The sequence below is a fragment of the Mycobacterium sp. Marseille-P9652 genome, from assembly GCF_902652685.1.
Taxonomy (GTDB): domain Bacteria; phylum Actinomycetota; class Actinomycetes; order Mycobacteriales; family Mycobacteriaceae; genus Mycobacterium.
In genome coordinates, this window is the sequence record NZ_CACRUY010000013.1 from 45,575 (window position 1) to 62,094 (window position 16,520).

The 16,520-nt window shown below is 69.7% G+C and carries 17 protein-coding genes; 14 read left to right on the forward strand and 3 right to left on the reverse strand.

Going from position 1 to position 16,520, the window contains the following annotated elements; translation table 11 throughout:
- The first annotated feature begins 18 nt into the window (after positions 1-18).
- The 9 genes from GPY60_RS10050 (at position 19) to GPY60_RS10090 (ending at position 8,094) form a co-directional block, all read left to right on the forward strand.
- Positions 19-612: an acyl-CoA-like ligand-binding transcription factor gene (locus GPY60_RS10050; protein WP_156687516.1), complete on the forward strand. Its 594-nt coding sequence runs from the start codon at positions 19-21 to the stop codon at positions 610-612.
- A 49-nt stretch (positions 613-661) separates the two neighbouring features.
- Entirely contained in the window at positions 662-1,654 is a 993-nt protein-coding gene (locus tag GPY60_RS10055) for an ABC transporter substrate-binding protein (RefSeq protein WP_156687517.1), read from the forward strand.
- Positions 1,655-1,754: 100 nt separating this feature from the next.
- Complete coding sequence (locus GPY60_RS10060; RefSeq protein WP_156687518.1) at positions 1,755-2,417, forward strand: 5-oxoprolinase subunit B family protein; 663 nt, start codon at positions 1,755-1,757, stop codon at positions 2,415-2,417.
- A 14-nt stretch (positions 2,418-2,431) separates the two neighbouring features.
- Positions 2,432-3,373 (forward strand): 5-oxoprolinase/urea amidolyase family protein, encoded by a 942-nt coding sequence (locus GPY60_RS10065; protein ID WP_156687519.1) that lies wholly within the window; start codon positions 2,432-2,434, stop codon positions 3,371-3,373.
- A gap of 27 nt (positions 3,374-3,400) precedes the next feature.
- The gene (locus GPY60_RS10070) at positions 3,401-3,946 is read left to right on the forward strand and encodes a GNAT family N-acetyltransferase (protein WP_156687520.1); all 546 of its coding nucleotides are present in this window, start codon (positions 3,401-3,403) and stop codon (positions 3,944-3,946) included.
- Between the two features lie 301 nt (positions 3,947-4,247).
- Positions 4,248-5,642: a nitrate/nitrite transporter gene (locus tag GPY60_RS10075; protein WP_156687521.1), complete on the forward strand. Its 1,395-nt coding sequence runs from the start codon at positions 4,248-4,250 to the stop codon at positions 5,640-5,642.
- Between the two features lie 77 nt (positions 5,643-5,719).
- Positions 5,720-6,874, forward strand: a complete 1,155-nt coding sequence (locus GPY60_RS10080) for a uroporphyrinogen-III synthase (RefSeq protein WP_156687522.1) — start codon at positions 5,720-5,722, stop codon at positions 6,872-6,874.
- Positions 6,865-7,578, forward strand: a complete 714-nt coding sequence (locus GPY60_RS10085; RefSeq protein WP_156687523.1) for a sirohydrochlorin chelatase — start codon at positions 6,865-6,867, stop codon at positions 7,576-7,578. Before GPY60_RS10080 ends, GPY60_RS10085 begins: the two co-directional genes overlap by 10 nt.
- A gap of 66 nt (positions 7,579-7,644) precedes the next feature.
- Positions 7,645-8,094: a TetR/AcrR family transcriptional regulator gene (locus tag GPY60_RS10090; RefSeq protein WP_156687524.1), complete on the forward strand. Its 450-nt coding sequence runs from the start codon at positions 7,645-7,647 to the stop codon at positions 8,092-8,094.
- 6 nt (positions 8,095-8,100) lie between these two features.
- Here the strand turns inward: GPY60_RS10090 and nirD are convergent, their stop codons facing one another.
- Positions 8,101-8,457 carry a nitrite reductase small subunit NirD gene (nirD, locus tag GPY60_RS10095; RefSeq protein ID WP_156687525.1) on the reverse strand — a complete coding sequence of 119 codons (357 nt, stop codon included), beginning with the start codon at positions 8,455-8,457 and terminating at the stop codon, positions 8,101-8,103.
- A gap of 13 nt (positions 8,458-8,470) precedes the next feature.
- On the reverse strand, positions 8,471-11,029 hold the full coding sequence (gene nirB / locus GPY60_RS10100) for a nitrite reductase large subunit NirB (RefSeq protein ID WP_156687526.1): 2,559 nt from the start codon (positions 11,027-11,029) through the stop codon (positions 8,471-8,473).
- A 215-nt stretch (positions 11,030-11,244) separates the two neighbouring features.
- On the opposite strand from nirB, the gene GPY60_RS10105 reads away from it, so the two are divergent.
- A complete protein-coding gene (locus tag GPY60_RS10105; RefSeq protein WP_156687527.1) occupies positions 11,245-11,679 on the forward strand; it encodes an Hsp20/alpha crystallin family protein in 435 nt (144 codons plus the stop codon).
- Positions 11,680-11,740: 61 nt separating this feature from the next.
- Here the strand turns inward: GPY60_RS10105 and GPY60_RS10110 are convergent, their stop codons facing one another.
- Positions 11,741-12,502: an isocitrate lyase/PEP mutase family protein gene (locus GPY60_RS10110; RefSeq protein WP_156687528.1), complete on the reverse strand. Its 762-nt coding sequence runs from the start codon at positions 12,500-12,502 to the stop codon at positions 11,741-11,743.
- Between the two features lie 100 nt (positions 12,503-12,602).
- Here GPY60_RS10110 and GPY60_RS10115 point away from each other — a divergent pair, with 100 nt between their 5' ends.
- From GPY60_RS10115 to GPY60_RS10130, 4 genes are all read left to right on the forward strand, one after another.
- A complete protein-coding gene (locus tag GPY60_RS10115; RefSeq protein ID WP_156687529.1) occupies positions 12,603-12,908 on the forward strand; it encodes a hypothetical protein in 306 nt (101 codons plus the stop codon).
- An 80-nt stretch (positions 12,909-12,988) separates the two neighbouring features.
- Entirely contained in the window at positions 12,989-13,816 is an 828-nt protein-coding gene (locus GPY60_RS10120) for a hypothetical protein (RefSeq protein ID WP_156687530.1), read from the forward strand.
- A gap of 39 nt (positions 13,817-13,855) precedes the next feature.
- The gene (locus tag GPY60_RS10125; protein ID WP_156687531.1) at positions 13,856-15,769 is read left to right on the forward strand and encodes a fumarate reductase/succinate dehydrogenase flavoprotein subunit; all 1,914 of its coding nucleotides are present in this window, start codon (positions 13,856-13,858) and stop codon (positions 15,767-15,769) included.
- Positions 15,769-16,515 carry a succinate dehydrogenase/fumarate reductase iron-sulfur subunit gene (locus GPY60_RS10130; protein WP_156687532.1) on the forward strand — a complete coding sequence of 249 codons (747 nt, stop codon included), beginning with the start codon at positions 15,769-15,771 and terminating at the stop codon, positions 16,513-16,515. The genes GPY60_RS10125 and GPY60_RS10130 overlap by 1 nt, the downstream gene beginning before the upstream one ends.
- The last annotated feature ends 5 nt before the right edge of the window (positions 16,516-16,520 follow it).

Consider the following 16,520-nt stretch of genomic DNA (forward strand, 5'->3'; position numbering starts at 1 on the left):
GTGCGCGACAATCAGCGGATGCAGGCGTCCGAGGCGCCCCTGGGCCTGCGGGAGCGCAAGAAGATCAAGACCCGGCAGGCCATCCGGCGCGAGGCGTTCCGCCTGTTCGACGCCCACGGCTACGCCGCCACCACCGTCGAACAGATCGCCGACGCCGCCGAGGTGTCCCCCAGCACGTTCTTCCGCTACTTCGGGTCCAAGGAGGCGCTGCTGCTGGCCGACGACCTCGACCCGCTGATCCTCGCGGCGTTCGAGGCGCAGCCGCCCGAACTCTCGCCGGCCCAGGCCATTCGGCGCGCCTACCAGACGACGATGTCGGCGTTGTCCCCCGAACAGCTGGATTTCGAGAACACGCGCCAGCGGCTCCTCTTCGCGATTCCCGAGCTCAAGGCCGCCCTCTACGACGAGTACAACCGGACCGTCACCGTCATGGCCGAGGCGCTCGGACGCCGGATCGGCCGCAGCGCAGACGATTTCGAGGTCCGCGTGTTCGTGGGCGCGATGGTGGGGGCGATGATGGCGGCCTACGACAGCGCACCCAAGACGGCGGAAACCGTCTACCGTGCCCTGGACTTCATCGACGCCGGCATGCCGCTGGGCCATGACGCCTGACCCGCGCGGCTTGCGCAGGTCAGCGCGCGGAACGCGATAATCTCACGCGATGAGTCGATGGAATCGACGCGGATTCTTGCAACTCGCCGCGGCCACCGGGGTCGCCGCGGTTGCCGGCGCGGCGTGCTCGTCGGGCAAACCCGCGGGCGGCGCCGCCGGCGGCGGCGGATCGGTGACGGTCACCCACCTCTTCGGTCAGACCGTGATCAAAGAGCCACCCAAACGCGTGGTCAGCGCGGGCTACACCGAGCAGGACGACCTGCTCGCGGTGGGCGTGGTGCCCATCGCGGTGACCAACTGGTTCGGCGACCAGCCGTTCGCCGTGTGGCCGTGGGCGCAGCCGAAACTCAACGGGGCGCAGCCGGTGGTGCTGAACCTGGACAACGGGATTCCGGTCGATCAGATAGCCGGGCTCAAGCCCGACCTGATCGTTGCCGTCAACGCCGGCCTGGACGCCGACACCTACCAGAAGCTGTCCGCCATCGCCCCGACCATCGCGCAATCGGACGGCGACGCGTTCTTCGAGCCGTGGAAGGAGCAGGCGACCGCCGTGAGCCAGGCCGTGTTCCAGGCCGACCAGATGAAGTCGCTGATCGGGGCGGTCGACAAGCAGTTCACCGACGTCTCGCAGAAGAATCCGCAATGGAAGGGCAAGAAGGCGCTACTGATGCAGGGCACGCTGTTCCAGGGCACGGTGGTCGCGACGCTCGCCGGCTGGCGCACCGACTTCCTCAACCAGATGGGCCTGGTGATCGCCGACAGCATCAAGCCGTTCGGCAGCGACCACCGCGCGGTCATCCCGCGCGACCAGATCAAGCCCGTGCTGGACGCCGCCGACGTGGTGATCTGGACGACCGAGAGCCCGGACGACCAGAAGGCGATCCTGGCCGATCCGGAGGTGGCCGGGACGCTGGCCACCGCCCAGAACCGCCACATCTTCACCACCAAGGACCAGGCCGGCGCGATCGCCTTCGCGTCACCGCTGAGCTACCCCGTGGTCGCCGACCAACTGCCGCCGCTCATCGCCAAAATCCTGGGCTAGCCGCCACCTGTTTGAGCGTTCGTTAAGACGCCTCTGGCAGAGGTCGAAAATCTCCGGAAAAACCTCCCGCCTGCCACGATGCCGAGGTTACCGTCGGGTAATGAGCGTGACTGACCTTCCCGTCGACCTGCCGACCGGCTTGGTCGGCAACACTGTCCTGGACTACGGCGACCGCGCGCTGATGGTGCAGTGCGGGAGCACCGCCGAGGTCCTCGGGTGGGCGGCCGCACTGCGCGCCGCCGCTCTGCCCGGGGTGCTCGACATCGTCCCCGCCGCGCGCACCGTGCTGGTCAAGCTCGACGGCCCCCGCTATCAGGGAGTCATCCGCCAGCGCCTGCGGAAGATGCGGGTCAGCCCCGACGACACCCCGCCCGCGGACCGCAGCGCCGACGTGGTGATCGACGTCGTCTACGACGGTCCGGACCTCGACGAGGTGGCCGGCCACACGGGGCTCACCCCCGAGCAGGTGGTCGACGCCCACACCGCCACCCTCTGGCGGGTCGGATTCAGCGGCTTCGCGCCGGGCTTCGCCTACCTGGTCGACGGCGACCCGCGACTGCGCGTGCCGCGCCGGGCCGAGCCGCGGACCGCGGTGCCGGCCGGATCCGTCGGCCTCGCAGGCGAATTCAGCGCGGTGTACCCCCGCCGGTCGCCCGGTGGCTGGCAACTGATCGGCCGCACCGACGCGGTGCTGTGGGACACCGAACGCCCCGACCCGGCCCTGCTGACGCAGGGCATGTGGGTTCGGTTCCGGGCCGTCTGAGCGAGGAGACCGCCATGGCAGCTTCCGAAATCAGCCTGGAGATCCTGCGGACCGGACCGCTGGCGGTGGTCCAGGACCTCGGCCGACCCGGCCTCGCCCACCTCGGCGTGAGCCGGTCCGGGGCCGCCGACCGCCGCGCCCACACGCTGGCCAACCGGCTCGTCGCCAACCCCGACGACCGCGCCACCATCGAGGTGACGTTCGGGGGTTTCGCGGCGCGGGTGCGTGGCGGCGACGTCGACATCGCCGTCACCGGCGCCGACACCGACCCGAGCGTCAACGGAATCAAGTTCGGCACCAACAGCATTCACCATGTGCGCGATGGTCAGGTGATCTCACTGGGCACCCCGCGCGCGGGGCTGCGCACCTACCTCGCCGTGCGCGGCGGCGTGTGCGTGGGGCCGGTGCTCGGCTCGCGCAGCTACGACGTGATGTCCGCAATCGGCCCGGCGCCGCTGTCACCCGGGGACCGGCTCCCGGTGGGCGAGCACACCGACGCGTACCCGGAACTCGACCAGGCCCCGGTGGCCGCCATCCCCGAGCATCTGGTGGAGCTGTTCGTCGTGCCCGGCCCGCGCGACGACTGGCTGGTCAATCCGGACGCTCTGGTGCACACCATCTGGATGGCCTCCGACCGCAGCGACCGCGTGGGGATGCGGCTGGAGGGCCGCCCGCTGCAGCTCCGCTACCCGGACCGGCAGCTGCCCAGCGAGGGCACCGCCCGCGGCGCAATCCAGGTGCCGCCCAACGGTTTACCGGTGATCCTGGGACCCGATCACCCGGTCACCGGCGGCTACCCGGTGGTCGGCGTGCTGGTCGACGAGGACGTCGACAAGATCGCCCAGGTGCGGCCCGGCCAGTACGTGCGCCTGCACTGGGCGCGGCCCCGGCACCCGGCGGCCGCCGGTTCGAGTTCGGGCGCCGTCCGGGATCCGGCGGGCTGGCCGTCGTCCTGACGCGCCGACCCGGGTCGGGACGCGAGAATCGTGCAGGTGCACACCGCCCGCCTGGTCCACACCGCCGATCTCGACGCCGAGACGCGGCAGCGCGTCCGTCACATGGTGGCCGGGGCCTTCGCCGGTGACTTCACCGCCGAGGACTGGGAGCACGCGCTCGGCGGCATGCACGCCCTGATCTGGCAGCACGGCGCGATCATCGCCCATGCCGCGGTGGTGCAGCGACGGTTGATCTACGACGACACGCGGGCCCTGCGCTGCGGTTACGTGGAAGCGGTCGCGGTGCGCGAGGACTGGCGCGGCCGCGGGCTGGTCCATGCGCTGATGGACGGCATCGAGCAGATCATCCGCGGCGCGTACGAACTCGGGGCCGCCAGCTCGTCGGCGCCCGCCCGCCGCGTGTACACCGCGCGGGGCTGGGTGACCTGGACGGGCCCGACGTCGGTGCTGGCGCCCACCGGCCCCGTTCGCACACCCGAGGACGACGGCTCGGTCTTCGTCCTGCCGGTCGGCGTCAGCCTGGACGCCTCCGCCGGGCTGATGTGCGACTGGCGCGCCGGTGACGTGTGGTAGCAGAATGGAAACGTCTGCCCGGCAATGTATTCCAGGTCACACCGATCGCGCATCGCGACCCATGCCACTTCTCCAGCGTTCTGCCAGAGAACTCCGATTCAACTGACAGCCCATATCGGCCGAATTGAGTTGACCGAGCTCCCTTCTCGATGTGACCATCGAAATGCGCGGTGGGGCAAGTGCTTCGGTGGCGCACTGCGGCGCAGCACCTGAACTTGCCGCTCTCAACGGCTTTCGCCGCCGGGCGAGTGTGATGAGCGCCCCTCCCGCCTCCCGGGACGATCGTGAAAGGTGGGATTGCATGCGGCGCAACCATCGCATCACCGATTGGAATCCGGACGACGCGGTGGCCTGGGAAGCGGGCGGCAACCGGGTGGCCCGTCGCAACGTGCTGTGCACGGTGGCGGCCGACCACGTCGCCTTCTCGATCTGGACGCTGTGGCCGGTCATGGCCCTGTTCATGCCCGCGTCCGTCTACGGCTTCTCGGCGAGCGACAAGCTGCTTCTCGGTGCCGTCGCCACCCTGGTCGGTGGCTGCGCCCGCATCCCCTACACACTGGGCATCGCCGCCTTCGGCGGCCGGAACTGGACCACGTTCTCGGCGTTCGTCCTCCTGGTCCCGACCGTGGGCACGGTGCTCCTGCTGGCGAATCCCGGCCTCCCGCTCGGGCTTTACGTCGCCTGCGCGGCGCTGACCGGGCTGGGCGGCGGCAACTATGCCGCCTCGCTGGCCAACGTCAACGCGTTCTACCCCCAGCGGCTCAAGGGCTCGGCGCTGGCGATCAACGCCGGCGTCGGCAACATCGGCGTCGCCGTCATCCAGCTCGTCGGCCTGCTGGTGCTCGCGACCGCAGGCCACGAGGCTCCCTACTGGGTGTGCGCGGTGTACCTCGTGCTGCTGGCGATCGTCGGAGTGGCGGCGGCGCTGTTCATGGACAACCTGCCGCATGGCACCGAGCTGGCGACCATGCGCTCGATCCTGTTCGAGCGCGACACCTGGGTCGTCTCGCTGCTCTACGTCTGCACCTTCGGCTCGTGGATCGGGTTCTCGTTCGCCTTCGGCCAGGTGATGCAGGTCAACTTCCTGGCCAACGGCGAAAGCGCCCGCCACGCGGCGCTGCACGCCGCTCAGGTCGCCTTCGTCGGGCCTCTGCTGGGCTCGCTGGCCCGCATCTACGGCGGCCGGCTGGCCGACCGCAGGGGCGGGGGCCGCGTGACCCTGGGCGTCCTGGCCGGGATGACCCTGGGCGCGGCGCTGCTCGTCGCCATCGGCTTCCTCGACGATCACCACGTCGGTGCCGGCGCGGTCACCCTGTGCGGCTATGTCGTGGGATTCATGGTGCTGTTCGTCCTGTCCGGGATGGGGAACGGCTCGGTGTTCAAGCTGATTCCGTCGGTCTACGAGGCGCGCAGCCGCGCGCTGGACGCCGGTGACGACGAACGCCGCCGGTGGGCGCGCGCGAGGTCGGGGTCGCTGATCGGGATCTGCTCCGCGGTCGGCGCGTTCGGCGGCGTGGGAATCAACCTGGCGCTGCGCCAGTCGTACCTGCGCACCGGCACGGAGACGACGGCCTACTGGACGTTCCTGGCCACCTACGTCGTCGCCGCCGCCGTCACGTGGTTGCGCTACGTGCGCCGGCCCAGCGCGGTGGAACTGCCGGCGTCGGCGCTCAACATCGAACCGGCACGCGTGTGAGCTTGTCCGAAACAGGGGCAATGCGGAGGCAATTGCCGGGTAACGCCGGCGAAACGTGCCAGGCATACACAGGTCATATGGGGGCACAGCCGAAACCCGCGCCACTGGCGGGCTACCGCATCGCGGTGACGTCGGCCCGGCGCGCCGAGGAGCTGTGCGCCCTGCTGAGCCGCCACGGCGCGGAGGTCTGCAGCGCCCCCGCGATCACCATGATCGCGCTGCCCGACGACGACGAATTGCACAGCAACACCGAGGCGTTGATCGCGGAGCCACCCGACATCCTGGTAGCCCACACCGGCATCGGGTTTCGCGGCTGGCTGGCCGCCGCGGAAGGGTGGGGCCTGGCCACCCGGCTCATCGCCGCGCTGTCCTCGGCCCGGATCGTGTCGCGCGGGCCGAAGGCCACCGGCGCGCTGCGGGCCGCCGGTTTGCACGAGGAGTGGTCACCGGATTCCGAATCCTCGCACGAGGTGCTCGAGTACCTGCTCGACTCGGGCGTGGCGGGGCTGCGGATCGCCATTCAGTTGCACGGCGCCGCCGACGCGTGGGACCCGTTCCCGGAATTCCTCGGCGGCCTGCGCGCCGCCGGGGCCCGCGTCGTGCCGATTCGTGTCTACCGTTGGAAGCCAACGGCTTTGGGCGGTGACTTCGACCAGCTGGTCACCGGCGTCGCGCGGCGCCAGTTCGACGCCGTCACGTTCACGTCGGCGCCGGCGGCGGCCGCGGTGCTCGAGCGCAGCCGCCAGCTGGACATCGAGGACCAGGTGCTCGAGGCGCTGCGCACCGATGTGCACGCGATGTGCGTCGGCCCGGTGACCTCGAAACCGCTGATCCGCAAGGGCATCCCGACGTCGGCGCCCGAACGGATGCGCCTCGGGGCGCTGGCCCGGCACATCGCCGAGGAGCTGCCCCTGCTGGGGTCGTGCACGGTGCGGGCGGCCGGCCACACGGTCGACGTGCGCGGCACCTGCGTCCTGGTCGACGGCGCGATCAAGTCGCTGTCGCCGTCCGGGATGTCGATCCTGCGGTCGCTGGCTCAGCGGCCCGGCGCCGTCGTCGCCCGCGACGACCTGCTGCAGGCGCTGCCCGGCAGCAGCAACGATCCCCACGCCGTCGACACCGCAGTGCTCAGGCTACGAACGGCGTTGGGAGACAAGAACATCATCGCGACGGTGGTCAAGCGTGGATACCGCCTCGCGATCGACGACGCGGACGGTTCCCCGTGGCACTGATCCTGGCCGCACACGGCACCCGGAGACCGGGGGGCGTCGCGATGGTCGAAGACCTCGCCGCGCGCGTCGGCGAACTGCTCGACCGCACGGTGCACGTGGCCTTCGTCGACGTCGTCGGCCCCACACCCGCCGAGGTGCTGGCCGCCTGCGACACCCGCAGGCCCGCCGTCGTGGTGCCGGCCTTCCTCTCCCGCGGGTACCACGTGCGGACCGACCTGCCCGCCCACGTCGCGGCCAGCCGGCACCCGGATGTCGCCGTGACCCCCGCGCTGGGGCCCGGCGGCGACATCGCTCGGATCGTCGGCGACCAGCTGGTGCAAAGCGGCTGGCGTCCGGGCGATTCCGTGATACTCGGAGCCGCGGGCACCTCGGACGCCCGCGCCCGCGCCGATCTGCACGTGACCGCGACGACGCTGTCGGCGCTCCTGGGGTCGCGGGTGCGGCTGGGATTCGCGGCCACCGGCGAGCCGCACATCGACGAGGCGGTCGGCGGCGACGGCGGCGACGGCGCGCGCCGGGTCGTCGTCGCGTCCTACCTGCTGGCCGACGGCCTGTTCCAGGAACGGTTGCGCAGCAGCGGTGCCGACCTGGTCAGCGGACCGCTGAGCACGCATCCTGGCGTGCCGCGGTTGATCGCCAACCGATTCCGCAGGGCCGGGCGTGGACTCGCGCCCGCCGCGCAACGCCGGCCCCGCGCGGCCTGAGACCAGGGCGCCGCGCCGATACCCGCGGCACTTGATCTTTGCTCCCGTCCGGACGATCCTGGCACTATGCCGCGTCGCGAAGAGCCACCGCCCGGCCTGCTCGACTCGGTCGCGAAAATGCTCCGATTACCCTTCGGCACACCGGAGTTCATCGACCGGATCGTCACCGGAGGGGTCAACCAGGCCGGCCGCCAGACGTTGCGCATGCTGATCACCACGTGGGACGCCGCGGGCGGCGGCCCCTTCGCGGCCAGCGCCGTCGCGTCCACCGGCATGGCCAAAACCGCGGAGGTGGTGCAGAGCATGCTGGTGGGGCCGGTGTTCGGCCCGCTGCTCAAGGTGCTGGGGGCCGACAAGGTCGCCGTGCGGGCGTCGCTGTGCGCCTCCCAACTGGTGGGCCTGGGCATCATGCGCTACGGCGTGCGCTCGGAGCCGCTGCACTCGATGTCGGTGGACGCGCTGGTCGACGCGATCGGTCCGACGATGCAGCGCTACCTCGTCGGTGACATCGGCTGACGCCTGCTACGCGGCGACCCGCGCTACCTCGACCGTGCGGTCGCCCGTCACGCGGACCTGGTACACCGGCACGCTGACGCGCGGATCGTCCAGGCAGGAGCCGTCTTCGAGCGAGAACGCCTGCTTCAGCAGCGGCGACTGCACGGTGACCCGGCCCCCGCGGTCGCCGACGATTCCCCGCGACAGCACCGCCGCCCCGGAGAACGGGTCGATGTTGCCGATCGCGTGCACCGACCCGTCGTCCAGCGGGAACAGCGCGGCCTGCGTGCCGTCGTCGAGCAGGACGCCCACCCCGCGGCCGGGGATGAGGCGGTCGTAGGAGCACGCGGTGGTCCACACCCGAATGTCGTTCAGAAGTGTCATGATTCCCTCCCGGTCATGAGCGGATGCTCGGCATGCCAATGGGCACAGGCACTTTGCGTCCCGCGCGTTCGGTGAACGTGACCGTCTCGTCGACGGCGTCGGGGGCGTTGACGAAGGAGACGAACCGCGACAGCTTGTCCGGGTCCTCCAGCACGCCCTTCCATTCGCACTTGTAGTTCTGCACGTGCCGCTGGATCGCGGCCTCGAATTCCGCGGCCAGCCCGAGCGAGTCGTCGCACACGACCTCGCGCACGTGGTCCAGGCCGCCCTCCAGCGAGTCGACCCACGGCGCGGTGCGCTGCAACCGGTCGGCCGTGCGGATGTAATACATCAGGAACCGGTCGACGTAGCGGACCAGCGTCTCGGTGTCCAGGTCGCTGGCCAGTAGCTGGGCGTGCTTGGGCGTCATGCCGCCGTTGCCGCCGACGTAGAGGTTCCAACCCTTTTCGGTGGCGATGACGCCGACGTCCTTGCTGCGGGCCTCGGCGCATTCGCGCGCGCAGCCCGACACTCCGAGCTTGATCTTGTGCGGCGCCCGCAGCCCGCGGTAGCGCAGCTCCAGGTCGACGGCCAGCTGCACCGAGTCCTGCTGTCCGTAGCGGCACCAGTCGCTGCCCACGCAGCTCTTCACGGTGCGCAGCGCCTTGCCGTAGGCATGCCCGGACTCCATGCCGCCGTCGACGAGGCGCTTCCAGATCTGCGGCAACTGGTCGACGCGGGCGCCGAACAGGTCGATCCGCTGACCGCCGGTGATCTTGGTGTAGAGCCCGAAGTCCTGCGCGATCTGGCCGATGAGGATCAGGTGCTCGGGCTTGATGTCGCCGCCCGGGACCCGCGGCACCACCGAGTAGCTGCCGTTGCGCTGGATGTTGGCCAGGAAGTGGTCGTTGGAGTCCTGCAGCGAGGCCTGCTCGCCGTCGAGAATGTGGTCGGAGCCGGTGGAGGCGAGAATCGACGCGACGACGGGTTTGCAGATGTCGCAACCCCTTCCGCGGCCGTAGCGCTCCAGCAGCCCGGAGAAGGTGCGGATCTCGGTGGCGGAGATGATCTCGAAGAGCTCCGCCCGCGACTGGCTGAAGTGCTCGCACAACGCCTTCGACTGCTCGACGCCCTCGGCCTCCAGCAGCTGCTTGAGCAACGGCACGCACGACCCGCAGGAGGTGCCGGCCGCCGTGCACGACTTCAGCGCGGGCACGTCGGCGCACCCGCCCTCGATCGCCCCCTTCAGGTCGCCCTTGGTGACGTTGTTGCAGGAGCAGATCTGCGCTGAATCCGGCAGTGCCCCAACGCCCAGCGCCGCGGCGCCACCCGACTGCGCCGGCGCGATCAGCGTGAGGGGATCGCCGGGAAGCTGGCTGCCCACCATTGGGCGCAGCACCCCGTACGACGACGCGTCGCCGACGAGCACGCCGCCCAGCAGGGTCTTGGCGTCGTCGGAGAGCACCAGCTTGGCGTAGGTCCGCTTGACCGCGTCGTTGATCGCGACCTCGAGGCAGTTCTCCGTCGCCCCCATCGCGTCGCCGAAGCTGGCCACGTCGACGCCCAGCAGCTTGAGCTTCGTCGACAGGTCGGCCTCGCCGAATTCCGCTGCGCCGCCCAGCAGTCGGTCGGCCACCACCTCGGCCGACGTGTAGCCCGGTCCGACCAGGCCGTAGCACCGCCCCGCGATCGCGGCCACCTCGCCCACCGCGTACACATCGGGATCGCTGGTGCGACAGGACAAGTCGGTGAGCACGCCACCCCTCTCGGCGAGCTCGAGCCCCGCGGACCGCGCCAGCTCGTCGCGCGGCCGGATGCCCGCGGCGAAGATCACGACGCCGGCGTCGACCACCTCGCCGTCGGTGAGGCGCACGCGCACCGATGCCGACCCGTCGCCGGCCGGTTCGATCGACTCGGTTCCAGTGCCGACGTGCACCGAGATGCCGAGGTCGCCGACCATCCTGGCCAACAGCGCGCCGCCGCCCTCGTCGATCTGCTGGGCCATGAGCCGCGGCATCATCTCGACCACGTGCGTCCGCAAGCCGAACTGCCGCAGCGCGTTTGCCGCCTCCAGCCCCAGCAGCCCGCCGCCGATGACCACCCCGGCCGGGGCGCGGCCCGCCTCGAGCGCCCGCCGGGCGTCGGCGCGGATGGCGTCGAGGTCGTCGAGCGTGCGGTAGACGTGGCACGCCGGCAGGTCGTGCCCGGGCACGGGCGGGACGAAGGCGTAGGACCCGGTGGCCAGGACCACGGTGTCGTAGCCGTGCCGCTCGCCGTCGGCGGTCACCACCGACTTCGCTTGCCGGTCGATGTCCACGACCCGCGTGTTGAGAACCAGCCTGACGCGTTCGTCGCCGTCGTAGTCGTTGCCGGGCAGCGCCAGCAGGGCGCGGTCCCAGCTCTCGGTGTAGGAGGTCAGGCCGACGCGGTCGTAGGCCGCGTCCGCCTCCTCGGCGAAAACCGTGACGCGCCATGATCCCTCGGCGTCGCGGGCGCGCAGCGCCTCGACGAACCGGTGGCCGACCATGCCATGGCCGACCACGACGATGTGACGGCCCACACAGTCGGAGCGCGAAATCCCGTCTGTAGCCATGCAATTGAGGGTAGGTGCCGGAAATTACCGGCGACTCGCGCAATGTGACGCTCGCATGACGGCCGGCTCACACCTCACACGGGCGCCTGTGAAGTTGTTCGCCGACGGCGAACGCCCGGGTGGAACTTTAGCGTGGTCGACTCAGGTTTGTAGAGATAGCCGACCGGTAAGGCGCCGGTCACAGTCAACTCACAAGGAAGCATAAGGAGATCCCCATGAGCAACCTCGCATTGTGGTCGCGACCGGCGTGGGACACCGACCGCTGGCTGCGCGACTTCTTCGGCCCCGCCGCGGACTGGGCCAAGCCGGCCGCCACCGGGTTCACCCCGGCCGCCGAGATCGTCAAGGACGGCGACGACGCGGTGGTCCGCCTCGAACTGCCGGGTGTCGACGTCGAGAAGGACGTCAACGTCGAGGTCGAGAACGGACGCCTGGTGATCCACGGCGAGCACCGCGACGAGCACGCCGAGCAGAAGGACGGACGCACGCTGCGGGAGATCCGGTACGGATCGTTCCGCCGGTCCTTCCAGCTGCCGGCCCATGTCACCGGGGAGGCCATCACCGCCTCCTACGACGCCGGCGTGCTGAGCGTCCGGGTAGCCGGGGCGTACGCCGGAAGCCAGGCGAAGCGCATCGAGATCACCAAGTGATTCGCGCACGCGGTAACGGATTCCGGCGGGGCCGCACGGCCTCGCCGGATTCCGCGTCGGGCTAGCGCCAGCGGGCCAGCAGTTCCGCGGCCCGCTGTGCCAGTGCCGCCTGCAGGAAGGGGCCGAAGCTGATGCGGCCCACGCCCAGCGGACCGAACGACGCCGGGTCGTCCTGGTCCGGCAGCGCGATGGCGTTGACGGGCAGCGGTAGCTCGGAAGCCAAGCGGCGCAACGTTTCCGGGTCGTGGCGGCCCACCGGGTAGAGCACGTCGGCGCCCGCCGCCGCGGCCTCGGTGAGCCGGGACACGGCCCGCTCGACGCGGTCGGACGGGTCACCGTCCTGCCGCAGGAACACGTCGGTGCGGGCGTTGACGACGACGTGGACCCCGGCGGCGTCGGCCGCCGCGCGCAGCGCGCCGACGAGTTCGGCGTGCTCGCCGGCCGACCGCAGCCGCTTGCCCTCCGAGTGCACCGTGTCCTCGATGTTCAGCCCGACCGCGCCGACGCTGAGCAGGCCCTCGATCAATCGCTGCGCCGGCAACCCATAGCCGGACTCGACGTCCACCGACACCGGCACGTCCACCGCGGCGGTGATCTGCGCGACCCGGGCGAGCACGTCGTCGAACGACATGCCCTCGTTGTCCGGCTTGCCGATGGAGTCGGCCAGCGGGTGGCTGCCGACCGTGAGCGCGACGAATCCGGCGTCCGTGGCCAGCCGCGCCGACCAGGCGTCCCACACGGTCGGCAGCACCACGGGATCGCCCGGCCGGTGCAGCTCGAGCAGCGTCGCGGCGCGCTCCGCCAATGTTGCGTGACCTGGCATGAAACGCCTATCTCTCTCGACCATCCGACGTCGGGCGTGTGCCGCGGATACTATCGGTGAGCGTACTGTGATTTGCGACACCGTCTGCCAAGGAGATCCGTTGACGAGCACTACCGGCACCAGCGACCTCGCCGAACTGCACGACCTCATCGGCGGCCTGCGACGGTGCGTCAGCTCCCTGCGGGCGCGCTACGGCGACAGCCCGGCGATGCGCAGGATCGTGATCGACGCCGACCGGATCCTGTCCGACGTCGAACTGCTCGACACCGACGCGTCCGAACTGGACCTGGCGCGCGCCACCGTGCAGTCGTCCGGCGAGAAGGTCGTCATTCCCGACACCCAGTACGACAGCGAATTCTGGCGCGATGTCGACGACGAGGGTGTCGGGGGTCACAACCGCTACTGACAACCCAAACCCCCCGGCAAAAGGGGGGTGCTTCCTGTGTACTCTTCGAGCAGACAGCCCGTTCGAAGAGGAACATTTGCATGAGCGCACCCGCGGCGAACCGTCCTGCGTCAGGTGTCTTTTCACCCACACGCGCCCACATCGAACAACGCAGCCTACGCACCGACCGGTGGTGGATGTCGCCGCTGCGGATCGACCTGGGCTTCGCCGCGTTCCTGATCTACGCGACGTTCCGCGCGTTCCAACAGGACTACTTCTTCGTCCCGAAGTACCACTACCTGACGCCGTTCTACTCGCCGTGCGTGAGCACGGCCTGCGGTGAGGCCCACGACTTCTGGCCGCAGATCCTGCCCAACGTGTGGTGGCTGCCGTTCGCGGCGCTGACGCTGCCGTTCCTGCTGCTGTTCCGGCTGACGTGCTACTACTACCGCGGCGCCTACTACCGCACGGTCTGGCAGTCACCCACCGCGTGCGCGGTGGCCGAGCCCCGCGTCCACTACACCGGCGAGACCCGCTTCCCGCTGATCGTGCAGAACACCCACCGGTACTTCTTCTACATCGCCGGCATCATCTCGGTGATCAACACCTACGACGCGATCATCGGCTTCCACTCCGACTCCGGCCCCGGCGGCTTCGGCTTCGGTCTGGGCAACGTCGTCATGGTGGGCAACGTCATCATGCTGTGGGTCTACACGCTGTCCTGCCACTCATGCCGCCACGTGACGGGCGGGCGGCTCAAGCACTTCTCCAAGCACCCCGTGCGGTACTGGATCTGGACCCAGGTCAGCCGAATCAACACCCGGCACAAGATGTATGCGTGGATCACGCTGGGCACCCTGATGCTGACTGACTTCTACATCGCGCTGGTGGCCGCCGGCGCCATCCCCGACCTGAGATTCGTCGGCTGACAACGACTTTGAGAAGAAACACAATTTAGCGAGGGTTCCATGGTTGAGGTCGAACGGCACACCTACGACGTCGTCGTCATCGGTGCCGGCGGCTCCGGGTTGCGGGCGGTCATCGAGGCGCGCGAACGCGGTCTGCGGGTCGCGGTGGTGTCCAAGTCACTGTTCGGCAAGGCCCACACGGTCATGGCCGAGGGCGGCTGCGCCGCGGCGATGGGCAACGCCAACCCGAAGGACAACTGGAAGACCCACTTCGGCGACACCATGCGCGGCGGGAAGTTCCTCAACAACTGGCGGATGGCCGAACTGCACGCCAAGGAGGCCCCGGACCGCGTCTGGGAGCTGGAGACCTACGGCGCGCTGTTCGACCGCACGAAAGACGGCAAAATCAGCCAGCGCAACTTCGGCGGGCACACCTACCCCCGCCTGGCGCACGTCGGGGACCGCACCGGGCTGGAGCTGATCCGCACGCTGCAGCAGAAGATCGTGTCGCTGCAGCAGGAGGATTACGCGGAGCTCGGCGACTACGAGGCGCGCATCAAGGTGTTCGCGGAGTGCACGATCACCGAGCTGCTCAAGGACGGCGACCGTATCGCCGGCGCATTCGGGTACTGGCGCGAGAGCGGGCAATTCATCCTGTTCGAGGCGCCCGCCGTGGTGCTGGCGACCGGGGGCATCGGCAAGTCGTTCAAGGTCACGTCGAACTCCTGGGAGTACACCGGCGACGGCCACGCCCTGGCGCTTCGCGCCGGCGCGACGCTGATCAACATGGAGTTCGTCCAGTTCCACCCCACCGGCATGGTGTGGCCCCCGAGCGTCAAGGGGATCCTGGTCACCGAGGGCGTCCGGGGCGACGGCGGCGTGCTGAAGAACTCCGACGGCAAGCGGTTCATGTTCGACTACATCCCGCCGGTGTTCAAGGGTCAGTACGCCGAGACCGAACAGGAGGCCGACCAGTGGTTGAAGGACAACGACTCGGCCCGCCGCACGCCTGACCTGCTGCCCCGCGACGAGGTGGCCCGGGCGATCAACTCCGAGGTGAAGGCCGGCCGCGGCAGCCCGCACGGCGGCGTCTTCCTCGACATCGCGTCCCGGCTGACGCCCGAGGAGATCCAGCGGCGGCTGCCGTCGATGTACCACCAGTTCAAGGAGCTGGCCGGGGTCGACATCACCAAGGAGCCCATGGAGGTCGGCCCCACCTGCCACTACGTGATGGGTGGCATCGAGGTCGACGCCGACACGGGGGCGGCGGTGGTGCCCGGGCTGTTCGCCGCGGGAGAGTGCTCCGGCGGCATGCACGGATCCAACCGGCTGGGCGGCAACTCGCTGTCCGACCTGCTGGTGTTCGGGCGCCGCGCGGGGCTGGGCGCCGCCGACTATGTGCGCGCGCTGAGCAGCCGCCCCGGCATCTCCACGCAGGCCATCGACGAGGCCGCCGCCCGGGCGCTGGCCCCCTTCGAGGGGCCGACGAACGGCGCCGCCGCGGAGAACCCGTACACGCTGCAGCTGGAACTGCAGCAGTCGATGAACGACCTGGTGGGCATCATCCGCAAGGCGGAGGAGATCACCGAGGCCCTCAACCGGCTCGACAAGCTGCGCGAGCGCTTCAAGAACATGCACGTCGAGGGCAACCGCCCGTACAACCCCGGCTGGAACCTGGCCATCGACCTGCGCAACATGCTCCTGGTGAGCGAGTGCGTCGCCAAGGCGGCGCTGGAACGCACCGAGAGCCGCGGCGGCCACACCCGCGACGACCACCCGTCGATGGACTCGTCCTGGCGCAACATCCTGCTGGTGTGCAGCACGTCTGGCGATGACGTGATCCCCGACGTCAGGATCGAGCGCAAGGAGCAGGTGCCGATGCGGCCCGACCTGCTCGAGCTCTTCGACATTTCCGAGCTGGAGAAGTACTACACCGACGACGAGCTGGCCGACCACCCAGGACGGAGAGGCTGATGACCTACAACGCGACCATGCGGGTCTGGCGCGGCGACGAGGCCGGCGGCGGGCTGCAGGACTTCACCGTTGAGGTCAACGAGGGCGAGGTGGTGCTCGACATCATCCACCGCCTGCAGCAGACGCAGACCCCCGACCTGGCGGTGCGCTGGAACTGCAAGGCGGGCAAGTGCGGATCCTGTTCGGCCGAGATCAACGGCTACCCGCGGCTGATGTGCATGACGCGGATGTCGACGTTCGCCGAGGACGAGGTCGTGACCGTCACGCCCCTGCGGACCTTCCCGGTGATCCGCGACCTGGTCACCGACGTCTCGTTCAACTACGAGAAGGCTAGGGAGATACCGGCTTTCGCGCCACCGAAGGAACTGCAGCCCGGCGAGTACCGGATGGCCCAGGAGGACGTCGGGCGCTCGCAGGAGTTCCGCAAGTGCATCGAATGCTTCCTGTGCCAGAACGTCTGCCACGTGATCCGCGACCACGAGGAGAACAAGCAGGCGTTCGCGGGTCCCCGGTTCCTCATGCGCATCGCCGAGCTGGAGATGCACCCGCTGGACACCGCGGACCGCCGCGACCAGGCCCAGGAGGAACACGGGCTGGGCTACTGCAACATCACCAAGTGCTGCACCGAGGTGTGCCCGGAGAACATCAAGATCACCGACAACGCGTTGATCCCGATGAAAGAGCGGGTCGCCGACCGCAAGTACGACCCGGTGGTCTGGCTGGGCAACAAGCTGTTCCGCCGCTGAGCCGA

Excerpts from the sequence above, each read along its gene's own strand:
- GPY60_RS10055 (WP_156687517.1), top strand. The coding sequence starts at position 662 with ATGAGTCGATGGAATCGACGCGGATTCTTGCAACTCGCCGCGGCCACC.
- GPY60_RS10050 (WP_156687516.1), top strand. The coding sequence starts at position 19 with ATGCAGGCGTCCGAGGCGCCCCTGGGCCTGCGGGAGCGCAAGAAGATC.
- nirB (WP_156687526.1), bottom strand. The coding sequence starts at position 11,029 with ATGGCTACAGACGGGATTTCGCGCTCCGACTGTGTGGGCCGTCACATC.
- GPY60_RS10130 (WP_156687532.1), top strand. The coding sequence starts at position 15,769 with ATGACCTACAACGCGACCATGCGGGTCTGGCGCGGCGACGAGGCCGGC.
- GPY60_RS10105 (WP_156687527.1), top strand. The coding sequence starts at position 11,245 with ATGAGCAACCTCGCATTGTGGTCGCGACCGGCGTGGGACACCGACCGC.
- nirD (WP_156687525.1), bottom strand. The coding sequence starts at position 8,457 with ATGACACTTCTGAACGACATTCGGGTGTGGACCACCGCGTGCTCCTAC.
- GPY60_RS10080 (WP_156687522.1), top strand. The coding sequence starts at position 5,720 with ATGGGGGCACAGCCGAAACCCGCGCCACTGGCGGGCTACCGCATCGCG.
- GPY60_RS10090 (WP_156687524.1), top strand. The coding sequence starts at position 7,645 with ATGCCGCGTCGCGAAGAGCCACCGCCCGGCCTGCTCGACTCGGTCGCG.
- GPY60_RS10075 (WP_156687521.1), top strand. The coding sequence starts at position 4,248 with ATGCGGCGCAACCATCGCATCACCGATTGGAATCCGGACGACGCGGTG.
- GPY60_RS10120 (WP_156687530.1), top strand. The coding sequence starts at position 12,989 with ATGAGCGCACCCGCGGCGAACCGTCCTGCGTCAGGTGTCTTTTCACCC.
- GPY60_RS10060 (WP_156687518.1), top strand. The coding sequence starts at position 1,755 with ATGAGCGTGACTGACCTTCCCGTCGACCTGCCGACCGGCTTGGTCGGC.
- GPY60_RS10125 (WP_156687531.1), top strand. The coding sequence starts at position 13,856 with ATGGTTGAGGTCGAACGGCACACCTACGACGTCGTCGTCATCGGTGCC.
- GPY60_RS10065 (WP_156687519.1), top strand. The coding sequence starts at position 2,432 with ATGGCAGCTTCCGAAATCAGCCTGGAGATCCTGCGGACCGGACCGCTG.
- GPY60_RS10110 (WP_156687528.1), bottom strand. The coding sequence starts at position 12,502 with ATGCCAGGTCACGCAACATTGGCGGAGCGCGCCGCGACGCTGCTCGAG.